This is a genomic window from Mesorhizobium sp. M0058, assembly GCF_040323095.1.
Taxonomy (GTDB): Bacteria; Pseudomonadota; Alphaproteobacteria; order Rhizobiales; family Rhizobiaceae; genus Mesorhizobium.
Map to the genome: position 1 here is coordinate 59,816 of NZ_JAMYUQ010000008.1, position 17,958 is coordinate 77,773.

Annotated in this window: 18 protein-coding genes; 8 read left to right on the forward strand and 10 right to left on the reverse strand. The window is 63.2% G+C overall.

Annotated elements, in window-relative coordinates; all coding sequences use genetic code 11:
- Window positions 1-14 precede the first annotated feature (14 nt).
- The 3 genes from NKJ75_RS15170 to NKJ75_RS15180 all read right to left on the reverse strand — a co-directional run bounded on the left by NKJ75_RS15170 (window position 15) and on the right by NKJ75_RS15180 (window position 4,231).
- Window positions 15-2,219 (reverse strand): ABC transporter permease, encoded by a 2,205-nt coding sequence (locus tag NKJ75_RS15170; protein WP_352499889.1) that lies wholly within the window; start codon window positions 2,217-2,219, stop codon window positions 15-17.
- A gap of 91 nt (window positions 2,220-2,310) precedes the next feature.
- Entirely contained in the window at window positions 2,311-3,336 is a 1,026-nt protein-coding gene (locus NKJ75_RS15175) for an ABC transporter substrate-binding protein (protein ID WP_023806516.1), read from the reverse strand.
- Window positions 3,337-3,397: 61 nt separating this feature from the next.
- On the reverse strand, window positions 3,398-4,231 hold the full coding sequence (locus NKJ75_RS15180; protein ID WP_023806515.1) for an inositol monophosphatase family protein: 834 nt from the start codon (window positions 4,229-4,231) through the stop codon (window positions 3,398-3,400).
- Between the two features lie 218 nt (window positions 4,232-4,449).
- Between NKJ75_RS15180 and NKJ75_RS15185 the strand changes: the two genes are divergently transcribed.
- The 3 genes from NKJ75_RS15185 (at window position 4,450) to NKJ75_RS15195 (ending at window position 8,117) form a co-directional block, all read left to right on the forward strand.
- Window positions 4,450-5,469 carry a LacI family DNA-binding transcriptional regulator gene (locus NKJ75_RS15185; RefSeq protein WP_031195645.1) on the forward strand — a complete coding sequence of 340 codons (1,020 nt, stop codon included), beginning with the start codon at window positions 4,450-4,452 and terminating at the stop codon, window positions 5,467-5,469.
- A gap of 37 nt (window positions 5,470-5,506) precedes the next feature.
- Window positions 5,507-5,692 carry a hypothetical protein gene (locus NKJ75_RS15190; protein ID WP_023684018.1) on the forward strand — a complete coding sequence of 62 codons (186 nt, stop codon included), beginning with the start codon at window positions 5,507-5,509 and terminating at the stop codon, window positions 5,690-5,692.
- An 85-nt stretch (window positions 5,693-5,777) separates the two neighbouring features.
- On the forward strand, window positions 5,778-8,117 hold the full coding sequence (locus NKJ75_RS15195; RefSeq protein WP_352499890.1) for a response regulator: 2,340 nt from the start codon (window positions 5,778-5,780) through the stop codon (window positions 8,115-8,117).
- On the opposite strand, the gene NKJ75_RS15200 is transcribed toward NKJ75_RS15195, so the two are convergent.
- From NKJ75_RS15200 to NKJ75_RS15225, 6 genes are all read right to left on the reverse strand, one after another.
- Window positions 8,118-8,870 carry a Stf0 family sulfotransferase gene (locus NKJ75_RS15200; protein WP_023834973.1) on the reverse strand — a complete coding sequence of 251 codons (753 nt, stop codon included), beginning with the start codon at window positions 8,868-8,870 and terminating at the stop codon, window positions 8,118-8,120.
- A gap of 80 nt (window positions 8,871-8,950) precedes the next feature.
- The gene (locus tag NKJ75_RS15205; protein ID WP_502903875.1) at window positions 8,951-10,087 is read right to left on the reverse strand and encodes a sterol desaturase family protein; all 1,137 of its coding nucleotides are present in this window, start codon (window positions 10,085-10,087) and stop codon (window positions 8,951-8,953) included.
- Window positions 10,088-10,252: 165 nt separating this feature from the next.
- Window positions 10,253-10,804, reverse strand: coding sequence for a chloramphenicol phosphotransferase CPT family protein (locus NKJ75_RS15210; protein ID WP_023690061.1), 552 nt, complete (start codon window positions 10,802-10,804; stop codon window positions 10,253-10,255).
- An 8-nt stretch (window positions 10,805-10,812) separates the two neighbouring features.
- Window positions 10,813-11,670 carry a lytic transglycosylase domain-containing protein gene (locus tag NKJ75_RS15215; protein ID WP_023742771.1) on the reverse strand — a complete coding sequence of 286 codons (858 nt, stop codon included), beginning with the start codon at window positions 11,668-11,670 and terminating at the stop codon, window positions 10,813-10,815.
- A gap of 4 nt (window positions 11,671-11,674) precedes the next feature.
- Window positions 11,675-12,928: a flavodoxin-dependent (E)-4-hydroxy-3-methylbut-2-enyl-diphosphate synthase gene (gene ispG, locus NKJ75_RS15220; RefSeq protein WP_023684023.1), complete on the reverse strand. Its 1,254-nt coding sequence runs from the start codon at window positions 12,926-12,928 to the stop codon at window positions 11,675-11,677.
- A gap of 288 nt (window positions 12,929-13,216) precedes the next feature.
- Window positions 13,217-13,396 carry a YdcH family protein gene (locus NKJ75_RS15225; RefSeq protein ID WP_023684024.1) on the reverse strand — a complete coding sequence of 60 codons (180 nt, stop codon included), beginning with the start codon at window positions 13,394-13,396 and terminating at the stop codon, window positions 13,217-13,219.
- 239 nt (window positions 13,397-13,635) lie between these two features.
- On the opposite strand from NKJ75_RS15225, the gene NKJ75_RS15230 reads away from it, so the two are divergent.
- Window positions 13,636-13,839, forward strand: coding sequence for a YdcH family protein (locus NKJ75_RS15230; protein ID WP_023673103.1), 204 nt, complete (start codon window positions 13,636-13,638; stop codon window positions 13,837-13,839).
- A 24-nt stretch (window positions 13,840-13,863) separates the two neighbouring features.
- Here the strand turns inward: NKJ75_RS15230 and NKJ75_RS15235 are convergent, their stop codons facing one another.
- Complete coding sequence (locus tag NKJ75_RS15235) at window positions 13,864-14,679, reverse strand: IclR family transcriptional regulator (RefSeq protein ID WP_023684025.1); 816 nt, start codon at window positions 14,677-14,679, stop codon at window positions 13,864-13,866.
- Between the two features lie 156 nt (window positions 14,680-14,835).
- Here NKJ75_RS15235 and NKJ75_RS15240 point away from each other — a divergent pair, with 156 nt between their 5' ends.
- From NKJ75_RS15240 to NKJ75_RS15255, 4 genes are all read left to right on the forward strand, one after another.
- The gene (locus NKJ75_RS15240; protein ID WP_023673105.1) at window positions 14,836-15,666 is read left to right on the forward strand and encodes a transporter substrate-binding protein; all 831 of its coding nucleotides are present in this window, start codon (window positions 14,836-14,838) and stop codon (window positions 15,664-15,666) included.
- Window positions 15,667-15,735: 69 nt separating this feature from the next.
- Window positions 15,736-16,401 carry an amino acid ABC transporter permease gene (locus tag NKJ75_RS15245; RefSeq protein ID WP_023693641.1) on the forward strand — a complete coding sequence of 222 codons (666 nt, stop codon included), beginning with the start codon at window positions 15,736-15,738 and terminating at the stop codon, window positions 16,399-16,401.
- 1 nt (window position 16,402) lies between these two features.
- Entirely contained in the window at window positions 16,403-17,053 is a 651-nt protein-coding gene (locus tag NKJ75_RS15250) for an amino acid ABC transporter permease (protein WP_023684027.1), read from the forward strand.
- Window positions 17,054-17,057: 4 nt separating this feature from the next.
- Complete coding sequence (locus NKJ75_RS15255) at window positions 17,058-17,852, forward strand: amino acid ABC transporter ATP-binding protein (protein WP_352499892.1); 795 nt, start codon at window positions 17,058-17,060, stop codon at window positions 17,850-17,852.
- Window positions 17,853-17,958: the final 106 nt, after the last annotated feature.

Here is a 17,958-nt window from a genome sequence, read left to right on the forward strand (position 1 = left end):
GCCGCTTCTCCCCATCAGATTGCTGCCACAACGGCTTCCGGACCAGGCCGGCGCCGGCCGAGCCGGCGTTCGCCGACCAGCAGCTGGATGCCGATCAGGATGACCATCATGACGACGATCATCACCGCCGAATAGACAATCGCGATGCCGTATTCGCCGACATCTGCGCGCCCGACAATGTACACCGTGGCAAGGTTGAACCGGCCGCTCGCCAGGAAGATGACGGCGCTGACCGCCGTCACCGCGCGCACGAAACTGTAGATCATCGCGGTCACGATCGCCGGCTTCAGGATCGGCAGGATCACCCGCCGCAAGGTAGCAAAAGACCGCGCCCCAAGCGTCAGCGATGCCTCGTCCAGGCTCTTGTCGATCTGGCCCAGATTGGCGAGCCCGGCACGGATCGCCACTGGCATGTTACGGAAGATGAAGGAGATGACGATGATCAACCCGGTACCGGTCAACTGCACCGGCGGCACGTTGAAGGCAAGGATATAGCTGACGCCGATCACCGTGCCGGGAATGGCGAAACTCATCATGGCCAGGAACTCGAACATGGTACGCCCGGCGAAACGCTGCCGGTCGAGCAGATAGGCCGTCAGGATGCCGAGCGCCGCGGTGAACGGCATCGCCACCAGCGCAAGGCCGATGGTCATCAGCAGCGACGGCCAGGCCGAGCCGCTGAAAAACCAGCCATTGACGCCTTTCTCGATCGAAAAGGCGGTGAGGAAATATTGGAGCGTCGGCGTGTTGTCGCGCCCGATCGATTGCACGAAACCGCCGCCCAGGATGATGCCGTAGACCACGATGGTCAGAACCAGCCACGGAACGACGGCGGCGTAGCAGCCGATCCGCAAGGCCTTGGGCAGCGTCGCCGGTACGCCGCCATCGCCCTTGCCTGCGACGGTGACGTAGCTGCGGCTGCCGATCCAGCGGCGCTGGATGACGAAGGCTGCCAGCGTGAACATCAACAGCACGATCGCCAGCACCGCCGCGCGACCCTGGTCGTGCGCCGCGCCAACCACCGCGAAGAATATATCGGTCGACAGCACGTTGAAATTGCCTCCCAGCACCAGCGGATTGGCGAAATCGGCCATGCTCTCGATGAACGAGATCAGGAAGGCGCTGGCCAGGCCCGGCCGGATCAACGGCCAGGTGACGGTGCGAAACGTCCGCCAGCGGCTGGCGCGCAAGGTCTGCGACGCCTCCTCCATGCTCGGGCTGACCCCTTGCAGCACGCCGACCAAAACCAGGAAGGCGATCGGCGTGAAGGCCAGCACCTGCGCGATGGTGATGCCGGCCATGCCATAGATCCAGCGGCTGCGCGGAATGCCGAGATGCACCGACATGAGGTTGGTGACGATGCCGGCGCGGCCGAACAGCAGGATCAGCGCCAGGCCGATGACGAAGGGCGGCGTGATGATCGGCAGGATGGACAGGCCGCGCAGCAACCATTTGGCCGGCAGCTTGGTGCGTAGCGCGATCAGCGCCAGCGCTAGGCCGAGCGCCGTGCAGAAAAAGCCGACGAGGACTGCGATCGCCACCGTGTTCCACGCCACGCCGCAGGAGCCCTCGCCATAGAGGCAGCGCAGGCTCCATATGTTGGCGCTAAAGATCTTATCGAAGAACAGCGCCGGCACGACATTGCCGTCATTGTCCTTGATGGCCGAGGTGAGGATCGACAGCAGCGGATAGGCGACGAACAGGATCAGCGAAGCAATCACGATTGAGAGCGAGCCGACGACGAAACGGTCGCCCTTGCACCATCCCCGCGCAGCGAGCGCCTCGGCGATGAACATCAGCATCGCCACGGCATAGAGCGCCGCACCCCAGCCGAGCCCCGGCTGTATCGGTCCCGGCGTGCCGGCGACCTGGGTAAGCAAGCCAAATCCCCAGCCCGAATGGATGATGGAAAAGCCTTCGATGGCCAGCCACAGCAGGCCCGCCGCGCCTGCAACCGCCAGGCTCTTGGGGTTGTTGCGCGCCACCAGCCAGCTCGCCAGCAGAAGCGGCAGGATAAGCGGCAACAGCCAGGGCCGGCCACCGAGCGCCAGCATGATGGCCGGCGTCGCATCCGCCGGCTGTGCCAGCCAGTCGAACGAAAGGAAGCCGCCTTCGACCTTGTACCAAGGCAAGAGCACGAAGCTCGCCCACGCGGCCATTACCCAGGGGAGCGCGCTGCGTCCAGGAGCGGAACTGACCATGGAACCGGCCGCGGCCATTCAATGTCTTTCTGTTGCCAAAGGACGGTGCGCCAGCTGCCGCGAAGGGCAGCCGGCGATCAGATGCTAGAGTGAGCGCGAAAGAACGCGCTCAGCCGCCATTGCGGACCTCGTCGGTGAACTTCTTCAACAGCCGCTTGCGTTCGGCCGACGAGCCGTATTTGGCGAAGTCGTAGTCGATCAGCTTGATCTTCGAGAGGTCCGGCGCCTCGGGCGGCACCGGCGTGGCGGTGTTCGACGGGATCTGGAAGCTGCCGTTCGGCGCCGCGAGCTTCTGCGCGTCCGGGCTCAGCGCCCAGTCGTAGAATTTCTGCGCCTCTTCGGCATGCTTGGCGCCCGTCACGATGCTCATCGAACCGATCTCGAAGCCGGTGCCTTCGCAAGGCGACACCACCTTCACGGCAGGGTTCTGTTTCGCGGCATTGATCACGTCGTGCTGGAAGGAGATGCCGATCAGCGTCTCGCCCTTGCCGACGGCGAGCGCCGGCGCAGCCCCTGCCTTGGTGTATTCGGCGATGTTCTTGTTGAGCTGCTTGAGATAGTCGAATGCCTTGTCCTCGCCCATCAGCTGGACGATGGTGGCAAGCATGGTCCAGGCCGTGCCCGATGAATTCGGGTCGGCCATCTCGATCTCGCCCTGGAATTCCGGCTTGACCAGATCGGCCCAGCACGCCGGCGCGGTCAGCCCGCGCTGCTTCAGATCTTCCTCATTGTAGCCGTAGCCGAGCGCACCGAGATAAATGCCGACCGTGCGGTTCTTCGACCTGTCGGCCTGCTTCAGCGCCCAGTCGCGCAGGTTTGCCAGTTGCGGCGACTTGTATTCCTGGGTGAGGCCCTCTTCCGCCGCCTGCAGATGCGGGTCGCCGGTGCCGCCCCACCAGATATCGGCTTGCGGATTGTCCTTCTCGGCCCGGAGGCGGGCGTAGATTTCGCCGGCGCTCATGCGGGTCATGTCGACGCTGACGCCCGTCTCCTTCTGGTAGGTGGTCGCCATCGCCCGGCACCAGGCCTCGTCGACGGCGCAATACATTGTGAGGCTCCGGGCGGCCGCCTGGGCGGCACTCGCCAATCCGAACAAGGCCAGCGCCGCGCCAAGGCCAAGCCAGGCGGCGCGCAAGCCTTGCTTACTGTCAAATGTCTTCATCGATATTCCTCCCTGTCTTCTCACTGGAAACGATCTACCCGTCGTCGAGCGGCACTCCGATCACCTGGGACAATGTCGCCGCAACGCCGGGTGCTGCCGCTAGCACGGGATTGCCCTTCGCCATGCCGTCGCCGTCGAGGAACCGGTTCACACGGCCGCCGGCCTCCTCCACCAGCAGCAATCCGGCCAGGCAGTCCCACGAATTGATGTGCAGCTCGGCATAGGCATCCGAGCGGCCGTCGGCCACATAGGCCAGCCCAAGCGCTCCGGAGCCGGAGCGCCGCACATTGGCGCCGAGTGCCCAGACAAGGCTCACCTTGTCCAGATAGTCGCGATTGGGAATCCTGGGCGACCAGCCGAACTCGACAAAGGCGCGGTCGAACGCTTGCGTCGGCGACACATGGATCGGCGCGCCATTGCGCGTCGCGCCCTGCCCGCGACGGGCAAAGTACGTTTCGCCGATGGCCGGATTGGCAATGCCGCCGATCTCGCTGCGGCCGTCCTCGACGAAAGCTATCGAAATGCAGAAATGCGGAATACCGCGCATGAAATTGGCGGTGCCGTCGATCGGGTCGACGACCCACATGCGGGCAGAGCCGATGCCACCGCCTTCCTCGCCCAAAAACCCGTCCTGCGGAAAAGCGTCTGCCAGCGTCGCGCGGATGTGCTCCTCGACCTTGCCGTCGGTTTCAGTGAGAAAATCCTGCGGGCCTTTCATCGCCACCGGCTGGACGGCGCCCTGCCGGGCATAGCCTTCCATCGCCAGTTGCCCGGCCGTGACAAGCAGTTTCCGGCAGACCTCGGCACGCCTGTCCATCTCGGCCTCGGACAGCCGGTCCGCCTTCGAATGCGCCGCCGCCCTGCTCATGCAGCCGGTCCGGACAGTCGCGCCCTCAATGCCGTCTTCGGCGAAATGGACAGGGTATTCCTCCGATGCCACTCTTGAGCCCGCTTGTATTGCACGGCTGTGCAAAGCTGTTGCATTCCGCCATGCCTGTCAAGTGCGGTGGGTGGCAATGGCAGGAGAGTTGCATTACATTGCACGGGCGTGCAAAGAATCACGAAAACAGCAGCGAGAGCGTTCGCTTGACGGTTCCGAGAATCCGCACCGGATTTTCCAGCGCCCAGCAGGTTGCCGACCTCGCCGGGGTTTCACGCTCGGCCGTGTCACGTACCTTCACGCCCGGCGCTTCCGTTTCCGGGGAAACCCGCGAGCGAGTGATGCTGGCGGCCGAGCAACTCGGCTATCACGTCAACCATCTGGCTCGCGGCCTGATGCGGGCCTCGACCGGCATTGTCTGCCTCATCGTTGCCGATGGCGACACGCCCTATCATGCCCGCCTGCAGAAGGCGCTGACCCAACATCTGCGGGACGCCGGCAAAATGGCCATGGTGTTCAACACCTCCGGCCCCAGCCACCATGTCGACCAGGCGTTGCGCAACACGCTGAACTATCGCGCCGATGCGAGCATCGTTCTGTCCGGCTCGCCGCCGCAGTTGCTGATCCGCACCTGTCTTGAGAACGGCCAGCGGCTGGTGCTGATCAATCGCGATGACCGCTTCGACGGCCCGCACAATATCGGTGTCGACAACGCTGCAGCCGCAGAGGCAGCGCTGCATGCCTTCATCCGGGCCGGCTGTACCCGCCCCGCTTTGGTGACCTCGGCTGCCGGCACGCCCAGCCTGCTCTCCCGCGAAACCGCCTTCCTTACCGCCGCGCAGAAGGAAGGGCTGGAGGTGACCGTGTGGCGCGAGGGCCGCACCGGCTATGCCACCGGAGCCGATGGCGCCAGGCGGCTCTTTTCCGGCCGGCAGCGGCCGGATGCGGCGTTCTGCGTGACCGACCTGATTGCGTGCGGCTTTCTCGATGCGGCCCGCCACGAGTTTGGCATCAACGTACCCCGCGATCTCTGCGTCATCGGTTTTGACGACATCGAGCAGGCCGACTGGGCCTCTTACCGGCTGACGACGTTCTCGCCGCCGATCGAGGAGATCGCCAGGCGCGCCGTGCGGCTCGCGACCGGCGCGCGGGAGGAGGCTGGCAGCCGCCTGATCTGCCATGCGCCCATGGTCTGGCGCAGCACGGTGAGGCCGGGCCAGGGCTGATTGGAAACATGTGTCGGTCAAGACGGGAAACGTACTGATGTCCAAGAAAAAGGCCAGGAAGACCCGCCAGGCGGCAAGACCGGTGGAAATAGCTGTAGGCCCCGAAATCCGGAGCATGATGCGCAAGTTTGGCCTGACCGAGGAAGAAGCACTGCGCATGATGCGCGAATGCGATGCCACCCTCTATGGCGCCAACTCCGGGCACGTGCAGCCAGGATCTTGACGGCCCGCCAGGCGCGAACGGAATTTTAATGTAAATCAAGCGTAATCCCGACCGTTAAAATGATGCGTATGTGTTGGGGTTGCGCATGCCGGAATATTCTTTCTTCATCCGCTCGATCCGGATCCGCTACATCTCGGGATTGCTCATCTTTGCGCTGGCTTCCACCGCGGTGATGTTTGCGCTCAATCGCGTCAATTCCTTCCGCCACGACATCGACGCGCTGAGCAGCAATCTCGTCGTCTTCACCCGCGACCTGCGCAACGCCTCCAGCTTTGCCGAAACCGCCAGCACGACCTGGCGCACCGAAACCCGTGACGGCCTTGCCGCCGCCGCGCGCGGCCATTCGCAACGCCTGACCAGCGAGATCGAAACACTGTCCGCGGAGTTGGCCGCGATCAAGCCGAGCCTATCGGCCAAAACGCTGGACGAACTCTCGTCGGCCGCCGTCAACGGCGACCTGTTCTGGTCGTCGCGCGACATCGTGCGCAACTTCAACCTGATGTCGGCGGCGCAACAGACCGACGAATGGAGTTCGCGCGAAATCCTCAACCAGAACGACCTGTTCGTCCAGCCGATGCTGGTGCGTGTGCGTACCGCCATGGATGGCGAACGCCATCTGGCCGACGCCTCCAGCGACAGGCTGCTGTTGTGGGCAAGCGGCCTTCTGTTCGCGGTTCTTGCCATCGTTGCCCTCTGGATCTTCCGGCCGATGGAAAAGGCGATCCGCCGCGCCTTCACCGAATCCGCCGCATCCTTGTTCAAGGCCGAAGCGGCCGACCGCGCCAAATCGGAATTCCTGGCCAATATGAGCCATGAGATCCGCACGCCGATGAATGGCGTGCTGGGCATGGCCGAACTGCTCGCCAAGACCGAGCTTAACGCGCGCCAGAAGACCTTCACCGAAGTCATCGTCAAGTCCGGCAATGCGCTGCTCACCATCATCAACGACATCCTCGATTTCTCCAAGATCAATGCCGGTCAGCTGACGCTCGATCCTGCACCCTTCCGGCTTGCCGAAGCGGTCGAGGACGTGGCCACACTGGTGTCGGCGCGCGTCGCCGAAAAGAACCTCGAGCTGATCGTGCGTGTCGACCCGCGCCTGCCTGCCCATGTCGTCGGCGATGCCGGACGGTTTCGTCAGATCGTCACCAATCTGCTCGGCAATGCGGTGAAGTTCACCGAGAAGGGCCATGTGCTGATCGATGTCGGCGGCGAGGTGGTCGACGGCATCGTCCAGCTCAAGGTCCGCGTCGAGGACACAGGCATCGGCATTCCTGCCGAGAAGCTCGAGAACGTGTTCGAGAAATTCGCGCAGGTCGACGGCTCGTCGACGCGCCGCCATGAAGGCACCGGCCTCGGCCTTGCCATCGCCGCCCGCCTCATCGACCTGATGGGCGGCAAGATCGGCGTCGAAAGCGAGATCGGCCGCGGCTCGGTGTTCTGGTTCGCCGTGCCGCTGCCGGCGCATCAGCAGGACACGCGCAACGAGGTCGTGCCGGTCGATGTCACCGGCGCCCGCGTGCTGGTCATCGACGACAACCCGGTCAACCGCGAGATCTTGCTGGAGCAGCTCAGAAGCTGGAGCTTCGACTGCGCGGCCGCCGAAAGCGGCGCCGTCGGCCTCGCCTTTCTAGACCGGGCCAGCCAACTCGGTGCTGCGGTCGACTGCATCATTCTCGACTACCAGATGCCCGGCATGAACGGCGCCGATGTCGCCAAGGCGATTTCCGCCGACAGCCGTCTCTCCGCCATCCCGGTGGTGCTGCTGACCTCGGTCGATCAGGTCGATTTCGGCAAGATGGTCATCGATTTCGGCATCGCCGCGCATCTCACCAAGCCGGCGCGCTCGGCCATCCTGCTCGGCACCGTCATCTCGGCCATCCAGAAAGCGCGGGCCCAGATCGGCAAGGCCCAGTTCGTTCGCGAGCCGGTTGTCACGCAGGCCGCACCCACACCGCCTGCCTTCACCGTCATTCGCGGCCCGGTGATGCCCGTGGCCGCGACACTGGAATTGACTGTCACGGCAAACGGCCCGATCGATATTCTTATCGCCGAGGACAATGACGTGAACCAGCTGGTGTTCGGCCAGATCCTCAATGGGCTTGGCCTCAGCTACCGCATCGCCAGCAATGGCCGCACGGCCGTCGAGATGTACCGGGCGCTGCGGCCGAAGCTGATCCTCATGGACGTCTCCATGCCGGAGATGAACGGCTACGAGGCGACCCGCGCCATCCGGGCGGCGGAGGCAGCGAGTGGCAATCACACACCAATCATCGGCGTCACCGCGCACGCACTGAAGGGCGACCGCGACAAATGTATCGAGTCCGGAATGGACGACTATTTGCCCAAGCCGGTGTCGCCCGACCGTCTCGGCAGCAAGATCGGCACCTGGCTCAGCGAGACGGTGGCGGTAAAGAGGGCTTGATCAAATCGCCGCGTCCAGACGATAGCGGCTCATCCAGTCGAGGCTAATCTCGTCCGAGAGCTTGGCGACGCCAGGCTTTATGTCGGCGGCATTCGGCGCCGGAACACCCAGGGCCTTGCAGATGGATGCCAATGCCGCTGGCGGATCGGCTGACAGGCGCTTATAGCCGATTCGCAGCGGGACGATCCCCTGCTCCGCGAACCAGACGTTCCAGGCCGCGTCATAGGCTTCGAGTTCGGCAAGCTCGCGCTGGATCCGCTTGAAATCGTAGCGGGGTTCCTGCGGCGGTGCGACCCGTTCGATCTCGGTTCCGTCGGGCGCGATGTGCCAAAGCCCGGTCTGCTCGGCCTTGATCAGCGACACCGCCTGCGCCAGCTTGTTTTCGCGCGAAAGATGGATGTAGAGGACCCGCCCGAAGGCCTTTTCAAAGCGTGCTTTGTCCGATGGCAGGTCTGGGTAGATCCGGTCGAGGATGGCCGAGAGTTCACCCAGGTTCTCCCGCATCAGGCGCAAGCCGAAGACGGCTGTTCCGCCCTTTCCCGCGCTGATTGCCGCCTTGAGGTAGGCGACATCGAAGTCATGCGCGCTCATCGTATCGGGATGCGGCAATTTCCACTCTTCTGCCCATTCCGCCTTGTCCTGCCGCCGGTAGAACGAGTGCGGATCGCCGGCTGTTTTCGTCGAGGCCAGAAGGCCGCACAGCAAGGTGCTTCCGGTTCTCGGCGTGCCGCAGATTATGTAGCCGTCACGCATCTCGGGGCTCTGTCGCTTGTCATGGATTGGGCTAACCTCGCCAGGCGCGGTGACACGCGCGCTTCGCGAAGGACTCCAGTCTAGCCGCGCCGGAAGGGGTAGAGGAATTGCTGCCAGTATCCGTTCGGAACGGGATGTCCGTGAATGCCGTAGCCGTTCGGCCAGCGCCCTTCGGGCATATGGTGGGTACCGAACAGCCGGTCGAGCAGCGGGAAATGGATGGCGAAGTTTACGTCGATCGCTTCTTTCTCGAGGCCGTGATGCCAGTGGTGGTAACGCGGCGACACCAGCACCTTTTCGACTGGACCGAAACTGGTTCCGATGTTGGAATGGATGAACGACGAATAGACGTAGACGATCAATATATACGTCTGGATAGCCGATTCATCGAACCCCAGCACGAACATCGGGGTGGCCGTCAGGCTGCGCAGCATGATGATTTCCAGGAAATGCATGCGCGCACCGGCAATCCAGTCCATCGACTTGGCGGAATGGTGCACGGCATGGAACTTCCACAGCCAGGGAATGCGATGAAAGGCCCGATGCACCCAATACTGGGCAAAGTCGGTCAGGAACATTACCGCCAGCAGTTGCACCAGCCACGGCAAGTCGTGGACCCAGGCGCGCACCGAACCAAGGGCACCCTGCGCATTGACGAAGTTGGACGGCGCCAAGGTCAGGTAGGTCAAAATCTGCACCAGCAGCGATGAGACCAGATAGTAGAACAGGTCCTCGCGCCATTCGTCGCGGAACACGGTCTGATCCTTGTTGCGCGCGAAAAGACGTTCGAGCGGAACGAACAGCACACCCATGAACAGGGCGTTCAGGATGAAGAAATCAAGCCCGAAGAACACCCCTTCGATGTGCAGTTGATGGCGCACCGGAAGCATGCCGACCAGCGACGCCAGCAGCACAGTGAACATCGCTGCCGCGCCGAGCGTCTTTTGCCTGCGCAGCGTCATGCTGAGGATCGCCAGGATATAGCCGGAGATGAGGACGAAATAGAGCACCGGCTTGAAGAACAGCATCTGGTGGATGGGGGCCAGATCCGGCATCGATGTAAGCGACGGGTAGCGCAGCACGATGACCATCAGCAGGGCGGTGACCCCGGCAAGCAAGCCAATCGAGCCGGACAGCCAGCCAGAACCGAACGGCCGTTTGGCGCGCGGCGTTTCAAGTTCACGTACAACGCGTCTAAGGAAATTTGTCACCGGCATGATTTCCCCCGTTAACGGCCCCAAAGGTCTCGCCGGAAATTTCGACCCGTCTTACTACAGCAAGGCTCATAAATATTTAATCGACACGACTTTGCAGGCCAGAGACGGCTATCGGCGTTTTGGGCAATTGGTAAAAGCTGCGATCGTGTCAAAGACACCCGGCCACTATAGTCGGAATCTTTCCTGGATGCGACGGGCGCATTCAAGCGGCGTCAGCCGGCTGGTGTCGACTTCGAGGTCGTAGTCCATGCCCTTGTGGACGCGTCCATATTGCCAGCGCGCCAGGCCAGGCAGCCTGTCGGCGCGCGCGGCCTCGCGCGCTTCCAGCACCTCCAGCGGCGCCATGACGCCGACCAGATGCAGGTCAAAGCTCGACAGCAACTTGCGGTGCTCCGCTATCTCGTCATTGAAGATCACGTCGTCGACAATGAGATTGTTGCCTTGCCCGGCCATGGCGGCGATGGCATGGCGCATGCCGCGCATGGCTCGCGCGCCGACCGGCCCGCTCCTGATCACCACCGACGGCTTGCCGTCTTCCAGCACGGTCTCAAAGGAAAACCCGTCGGCATGATCCTGCAGCGCCGGCGGCAGCATGTCGATGAAAGCATCCATCTGGACATGCAGGAAGGGCTCGGTGGCGATTGTTTGCAGCGCCCTGGCGATCGAGCTTTTGCCGGCGCTGCCGACGCCATTAAGCAGGACGATTTTGGCCGTCATGTCGCCCCCTATCGGTTGCGCACGACGATACAGGCGCCGCCGACGCTTTGCAGTTTCTGGCAGATGACGTTGGCGGCGGCACGGTCGTCGACACCGATCCTGACGGCGTAGATGCCGCGTCGGCCGATCGGCGTGCGCACCCGGCTGACCACCGGGTCACGACCGGAAAGCAGCGCCGGAAACCGGCTCCTGACCCGCAGCCACTGATTGATCGCAGCTCCCCTGCGGAAATTGCCGGCCACCTGGACGCCCCATGGCTTCACATTGATCGACGCCATCGCCACGGTTCTCGACATGATCACCGGCAGCTTGCGGCAGGCGACGGCAAAGCTGGTTTTCGCGTCGAGCGGCTCGACCGTCCCGGCGTAAGCGCTGTCGGAAAACTTGTCGACGGGTTCGCCCATGACGTCGAAGACATAGCTCTCTGTCTCCATCGGCAGGAAGCCGCCCGAACCCAGCCAGCGCGACACCCGGTTCTCGCCGGCATTGTAGGCGGCCGCCGCCAGGCCGAGATTGCCGTAGGCGAGCTTCATCTCGCCGAGATATTTCGCCGAAGCCGGGATCGCCTGGTCGATGTCGAAAGGATCGGCCAGCCCGCGCATCTTGGCGGTGCCCGGCATGAACTGGGCGATGCCTTCGGCACCGACCGGGCTAACCGCATTGGGATCGAAGCGGCTTTCTTTCCAGATCAGCCGGGCGAAGTAATCCTTCGGCAGGCCGTTCCGCTCGGCATGCGTCTCGATCAGGTCACAGACACGGCCGATCAATCGTTTCGCCGCCGAGCGCGATTGCGGCGGATCGGCGAGCGCCTGTCCGGCACCCAGCCCGCAGAGCAGGATCACACCGGCTTTGAGCAGCCCCCGCATGGGCTCATTCGGCCGCGGCTTTGCCGTGCTGTCCAAACCGCTGCTCGATATAGTCGGCAACCATTTTTTCGAAATCGGCGGCGATCGACGGACCGCGCAGCGTCGCTGACTTCTTGCCGTCGACGAAGACCGGCGCGGTCGGCGTCTCGCCGGTGCCGGGCAGCGAGATGCCGATATCGGCGTGCTTGGATTCGCCGGGGCCGTTGACGATGCAGCCCATCACCGCGACCTTGAGGTTCTCGACGCCGGGATATTTCTCCCGCCAGACCGGCATGTTCTTGCGCAAATCGGCCTGGATGTTCTGGGCGAGTTCCTGGAACACGGTGGATGTCGTGCGGCCGCAGCCGGGGCAAGCGGCGACGATCGGCACGAACTGACGGAAGCCCATGGTCTGCAGCAGTTCCTGCGAGACCTGCACCTCGCGGGTGCGATCGCCATTCGGCTCCGGCGTCAGCGAGATGCGGATGGTGTCGCCAATGCCTTGCTGCAAGAGGATGCCCATGGCAGCCGACGAGGCGACGATGCCCTTGGAGCCCATGCCGGCTTCGGTGAGGCCAAGATGCAGCGCATGGTTGGAACGCGTGGCAAGCTCGGTATAGACGGCGATCAAATCCTGCACGCCGCTGACCTTGGCCGACAGGATGATCTTTTCGCGGGCGAGGCCGATCTCTTCGGCCATTTCGGCCGACAGGATCGCCGACTGCACGATCGCCTCGCGGGTTACTTCCTGCGCCGTCAGCGGGAAGCCTTGGCGCTGGTTCTCGTCCATCAGCCGGGTGAGCAGTTCCTGATCGAGCGACCCCCAATTGACGCCGATGCGCACCGGCTTGTCATGCCTGATCGCCATTTCGACGATCGCCGCGAACTGGCGGTCTCTCTTGTCCTTGAAGCCGACATTGCCGGGATTGATGCGGTATTTGGCCAGCGCCTCGGCGCAGTCCGGATGGTCGGCCAGCAGCTTGTGGCCGATATAGTGGAAGTCGCCGACCAGCGGCACATTGATGCCGAGCCGCTCGAGCCGTTCGCGGATGCGCGGCACGGCGGCAGCGCTCTCGTCACGATCGACGGTGATGCGCACGATCTCGGAGCCGGCGCGATGCAAAGCCGCAACCTGCGCGACGGTCTGGTCGATATCGGCCGTGTCGGTGTTGGTCATCGACTGCACGACGACCGGCGCGCCGCCGCCGACGACCACGCCGCCGACATCGACGCCGACCGATGTCCGGCGCGCAAAGGGGGAGGAAAAATACCCGGTCATGCCGGCAGCCTCTTGATCACCCGAGCGACATACGTCCACGTCGACGCACGCTCAAACAGCTATCAGCGCATAGCGCTGAGGTTCGGGCATGAGGTGGAGGAGCAAAGATGGCTTGTCAATGGCGACAGACAAGCAGAGCCGCCAAATCGCAGCAGCGCGGCGACCCCACAGACGGGTTTCGCCGGCCAACAGTATCGGAATCAAGTAGCAAAAACAGGCCTCCGGCGGCATGTCGCCACCGGAGCGATAGTCACGCGCCAAGGCGGCGCGTCTAATCCTGGAAGGGCGTCAGTGTCTCGTCGGTTTCGCCTTCAGTTTTTCAATCTCGTCCTTGAGTGCCAGCTTGCGTCGCTTCAGATTCACGATTTCGAGGTCGTCGACCGATGGATGGTTCATCGCATCGTCGATCTCGCGTTCGATATCACCGTGTTTCCGCTGCAACTCATCAAGATGGGATGCAAGAGACATGATTGGTTCTCCCTTTCATGGTTTCCTCGATTGCAGCCGTCAAAGGCACGTCCACCGCAGGTCGCATCTGTGACGGCACCATGACAGTCTGCCACCATCCGGCTGCGATGTCGAATGCTGCGTGGTAGCATTCCACGACAATGTGATATGTGATATTGGCTGCGCGCCGGCGGCAATTGATGCCGCCCCCGCCCAATCATGCCCATTGCCGGGCGCCGCAGACATGCAGACGGTAGAGAATGTCCGACCAGGAAAAGGCCGATGTCCGCCTCGAATTTTCCCGCCTGAAGCAGGAGCATGCCGATTTCGACGCGGCCATCAATGCGATGATCGCCATGGGCTGCGACCCCTTGCAGATCCAGCGCATGAAGAAGAAGAAGCTTTTCCTCAAGGACCGGCTGATGGCGCTGGAAGACAAGATCATTCCGGACATCATCGCTTAGCCGACGGCCTCGGGGCCCAACTGCTCACCCCGCTATCGACAGCCGCGCCGCGCGATGGCGCAGCAACGTCAGCAATTCGTCGGTCTTCTCCGCTGAAGTGTCGATCGGCACCACCAGGCACATCGTCGCCTCGACCTTGCCGGCGGCCGCGAAGACAGGGGCGGCCAGGCATTTGGTGTAGGCGTCGACCAGCCCCGAAGTGATGCAATAGCCGGTCGTTCTGGCCGTCGCGATATCGGCAATGAAGTCGTCGAACTGCAGCCTGCGGCCGTCGGGCAGCAAAAGGTCGTCTTCCGAGACCATGTCCTGGATGGCGGCCCTTTCCAATCCGGCCAGAAGCAGCCGCCCCGATGCCGTCCATGGCAGCGGGATCTGCAGGCCAGTGGCCGAGCTGATGCGGAACGGCCTGGTGCCGGGGCTGGAATGGACGATGGTATAGCGCCCGCTTTGCAGCATGCACAATTCGGAGGTCTCGCCGGTCTCGCGCGACAGATTGTCGACCTCCTGCCGGCCCCGCCTAAGCAGGTCGTTGCCCCTGACATAGTCCATCCCATAGAGGTAGAGCTTCTTGCCGAAATAGACCCGGTTGCCGTCGCCCTCCATCTCCAGGAGACCCGCATCGACCAGCGAACGCACCAGCGTATAGGTGGTGGAGCGCGGCGCATTCACCCCCTTGGCTAGATCGCCAATGCCGATGGCGCGCTGGGTAACATGCAGGAAGTCCAGGATCTCCAGCACCCGGTTGAGGCCCTTCTCGCGCGAGCCGGAGGTCTTGTCGGGCGTCGGGCTCTCGGCTGGACCAAGCTCCGCCCGATCCGTGAGTCCATTGCTGTCTTGCATAACTGATTCCTGATGTTAGTATCTGTCTTGTACAGGATACATGTGTCTATTGTAAGAGACAATTCAGGTCGGCGACACGTGTGTCTGTAAGGGGAACTCAAACAACAGGAGGTCGCAGTGAACGACGCATCCAAGCGAGATTTTCTGAAACTGGGCATGGCCGGGCTTGCAACGGCGGGCGTGATGACCGCTGTCAGCGCCGAAAAGGCGGCGGCACAAGCCGCATCCGACAGCGTTCTGCGCACCGCGCTTGACCGCGGCAAGCTGATCGTCGGCACCGGCAGCACCAACGCGCCATGGCATTTCGAAAACGATGCCGGCGAGCTGGTCGGCATGGACATCACCATGGGCCGCATCCTGGCCAAGGGTCTGTTCGACGATCCGAGCAAGGTCGAGTTCGTCATGCAGGATCCGGCGCAGCGCATCCCCAATGTCACCACCAACAAGGTCGACATCACCATCCAGTTCATGACCATGACCGCGCAGCGCTCGCAGCTGATCCATTTCTCCAGGCCATACTATGTCGAGGGCGTCGCCCTGCTGACGCTGCCGACTGCGGAAAACAAGACCTTCGACAAGCTGCTCGCCGGCGGCTCGGCGACGCGCATCTCGATCCTGCAGAATGTCGATGCCGAAAGCTCGGTCCATTACGCCCTGCCGGAGGCGCAGGTGCTGCAGATCGACACCCAGGCCAATGTGCTGCAGGCACTGGAATCGAAACGCGCCGATGCCGCCGCTGTCGATCTTTCAACCGTGCGCTGGCTGGCCTCGCGCAACCCCGACAAATATTTCGATGCCGGCAAGAGCTGGTACTCGATGCTCTACGGCGCGGCGGTCAGGCAGGGCGACCTGGACTGGCTGACCTTCGTCAACCAGACCTTCACCATCGCCATGTTCGGCCATGAGACCGCACTCTACGACGCCGCCTTCAAGGACTATTTCGGCCAAGAGCCGCCGGCCCGCCATCCCGGTTTCCCGGTTGTCTGACAAGCGCTGGCGGAAGGGTTAGCCCTTCCGCCTTCTAGTTCGCATCCCCTTGGTTATTGCGGGAGACGCATGGGCTATACGCTCAACTTCAACCTGATCTGGCGCCATTTCGACAAGCTGTGGGGCGGCCTTCTGCTCAGCCTCGAGCTTGCCGTGATTTCGATTGCCATCGGCGTCGTCATCGGCCTGGTGCTGGCGGTCTGGTATGTCTCGGCCGGACGCGTGGTGCGCGCCATCATTGCGGCTTACGTCGAATTCATCCGCAACGTGCCGCTGATCCTGCTCGTCTATCTTGTCTTCTACGGCCTGCCGACGGTGATCGACGTCGCCTACGACGCGCCGACCTCGTTCGTGCTGACGCTGTCGGTCTATAGCGGCGCCTATCTGGTCGAGGTGTTCCGCTCCGGCCTCGAAGCCGTGCCGCGCGGCCAGCTCGATGCCGGCAAGGCGATCGGGCTCACGCCCTGGCAGCGGCTGGTTCATGTGCGCCTGCCGACCATGCTGCGCATCACGCTGCCGGCGCTGTCCAACACCTTCATCTCGCTGTTCAAGGACACGTCGATCGCCTCGGTGATCTCGGTGCCCGAGCTCACCTTCGGCGCCCAGTGGATCAACTTCAACACCTTCCGCATCGTCGAGGTCTATCTGGTGACGACGGCGATGTATCTCGTGACCGGCTACACCCTGCTGTTCGGACTGCGGCTGGTCGAACGCCGGTTCAGGGCTGCGCGCTGACATGCTGAGCCAGATCCTCTACGCCGTACCGTTCCTCGCCCAGGGCTTCGCCATCACCTTGTGGGTGTCGCTGCTGGTCGTGGTGCTGTCGCTGATTGCCGGCGTCGCGCTCGGCGTCGGCCTGGTCTACGGCCCGGCGCCGCTGCGCTGGGCCGTGCGCATCTTCTCCGACACCATCCGCGGCATCCCGATCCTGGTGCTGATGTTCTTCGTCTATTACGGCCTGCCGGCCATCGGCCTGCATCTGCAATCCTTCTCGGCGGCGGTGCTGGCGCTGACCTTGTTCAAGACGGCGCAGGTCATTGAGTATCTCCGGGGCGCCGTCGGCTCCATTCCCAAGGGCCAGTCAGAAGCGGCGATGGCCATTGGGCTGACTTTTCGCCAGCGGCTCACCTACGTCATCTTTCCGCAGGCCTTCCGCCGCTTCCTGCCGCCCTGGATCAACGGCGTCACCGACGCGGTCAAGGGCAGCGCCCTGGTCTCGCTGCTCGGCATCACCGACCTGATGCAGGCGATCAACCAAGTCATCGGCCGCACCTATGAGGCGATGCCGCTCTACATCCTCGGCGCCTTGATCTATTTCGCCGTCAACTATGCGCTTTCCTACGCCAGCCGGCGGCTGGAACGGCGCTTTGCCTTCATCCGGGACTAGCACGATGGCCACAAGCTCGAACGACAATGCTGCCCTTCTCGACATTGCCGGGGTCTCGAAAGCCTTTGGTTCGGTCGAGGTGCTTCGCTCGGTCAGCCTCAAGGTGGACAGGGGTGAGGTGGTCACCGTCATCGGCCCTTCCGGCAGCGGCAAAACCACCCTGCTGCGCTGCGTCAACTTTCTCGAAAGCTACGACTCAGGCTCGATCCGAATCGACGGCAAGGAGGTCGGTTTTCGTGAGGCCGGCGCGCGCCAGCGCCGCAGCGAGCGCGACCTTGCCAATATGCGCGCCGAAACCGGCATGGTGTTCCAGAGCTTCAACCTGTTTCCGCACCTCACCGCCGCCGGCAACATCATGCTCGGCCTCACCAAGGTGCGCGGCAAGAGCAAGGCCGAGGCGCGCCAGATCGCGGAGCATTGGCTGAGCCGCGTCGGCCTCGCCCACAAGGCCGACAGCCTGCCTGGGGAACTCTCCGGGGGCCAGCAGCAGCGCGTCGGCATAGCGCGGGCAGTCGCCATGGAGCCGAAGATCCTGCTGCTCGACGAGATCACCTCCGCGCTCGATCCCGAATTGGTCGGCGAGGTGCTGGCGGTTGTGCGCAGCCTGGCCGAAGACGGCATGACCATGGTGATGGTGACGCACGAGATGGCCTTTGCCCGCGACGCTTCGAGCCGCATTGTCTTCATGGCCGATGGCGGTGTCAGCGCTGTTGGCCCGCCGAAGGAGATCCTTGCCGAAGAGACCACCAATGAGCGCCTGCGCTCTTTCCTGGCGCGCTTCCGCGCCTCCCATTTCTGACATGGGCGGCCCAAAGCAATTCCAGGAAAAGTGTAAGCGGTTTTCCCGGGAAAAGCGCGAAGCGCTTTCCCTTGGGAATTGCGTAAAACAACAGGCCGGCCCAAGG

Coding starts and splice junctions, on each gene's coding strand:
- NKJ75_RS15170 (WP_352499889.1), bottom strand. CDS start 2,219: ATGGCCGCGGCCGGTTCCATGGTCAGTTCCGCTCCTGGACGCAGCGCG.
- NKJ75_RS15180 (WP_023806515.1), bottom strand. CDS start 4,231: ATGAGCAGGGCGGCGGCGCATTCGAAGGCGGACCGGCTGTCCGAGGCC.
- NKJ75_RS15190 (WP_023684018.1), top strand. CDS start 5,507: ATGTCCAAGAAAAAGGCCAGGAAGACCCGCCAGGCGGCAAGACCGGTG.
- NKJ75_RS15195 (WP_352499890.1), top strand. CDS start 5,778: ATGCCGGAATATTCTTTCTTCATCCGCTCGATCCGGATCCGCTACATC.
- NKJ75_RS15200 (WP_023834973.1), bottom strand. CDS start 8,870: ATGCGTGACGGCTACATAATCTGCGGCACGCCGAGAACCGGAAGCACC.
- NKJ75_RS15205 (WP_502903875.1), bottom strand. CDS start 10,087: ATGCCGGTGACAAATTTCCTTAGACGCGTTGTACGTGAACTTGAAACG.
- NKJ75_RS15210 (WP_023690061.1), bottom strand. CDS start 10,804: ATGACGGCCAAAATCGTCCTGCTTAATGGCGTCGGCAGCGCCGGCAAA.
- NKJ75_RS15215 (WP_023742771.1), bottom strand. CDS start 11,670: ATGCGGGGGCTGCTCAAAGCCGGTGTGATCCTGCTCTGCGGGCTGGGT.
- ispG (WP_023684023.1), bottom strand. CDS start 12,928: ATGACCGGGTATTTTTCCTCCCCCTTTGCGCGCCGGACATCGGTCGGC.
- NKJ75_RS15225 (WP_023684024.1), bottom strand. CDS start 13,396: ATGTCTCTTGCATCCCATCTTGATGAGTTGCAGCGGAAACACGGTGAT.
- NKJ75_RS15230 (WP_023673103.1), top strand. CDS start 13,636: ATGTCCGACCAGGAAAAGGCCGATGTCCGCCTCGAATTTTCCCGCCTG.
- NKJ75_RS15235 (WP_023684025.1), bottom strand. CDS start 14,679: ATGCAAGACAGCAATGGACTCACGGATCGGGCGGAGCTTGGTCCAGCC.
- NKJ75_RS15240 (WP_023673105.1), top strand. CDS start 14,836: ATGGCCGGGCTTGCAACGGCGGGCGTGATGACCGCTGTCAGCGCCGAA.
- NKJ75_RS15245 (WP_023693641.1), top strand. CDS start 15,736: ATGGGCTATACGCTCAACTTCAACCTGATCTGGCGCCATTTCGACAAG.
- NKJ75_RS15250 (WP_023684027.1), top strand. CDS start 16,403: ATGCTGAGCCAGATCCTCTACGCCGTACCGTTCCTCGCCCAGGGCTTC.
- NKJ75_RS15255 (WP_352499892.1), top strand. CDS start 17,058: ATGGCCACAAGCTCGAACGACAATGCTGCCCTTCTCGACATTGCCGGG.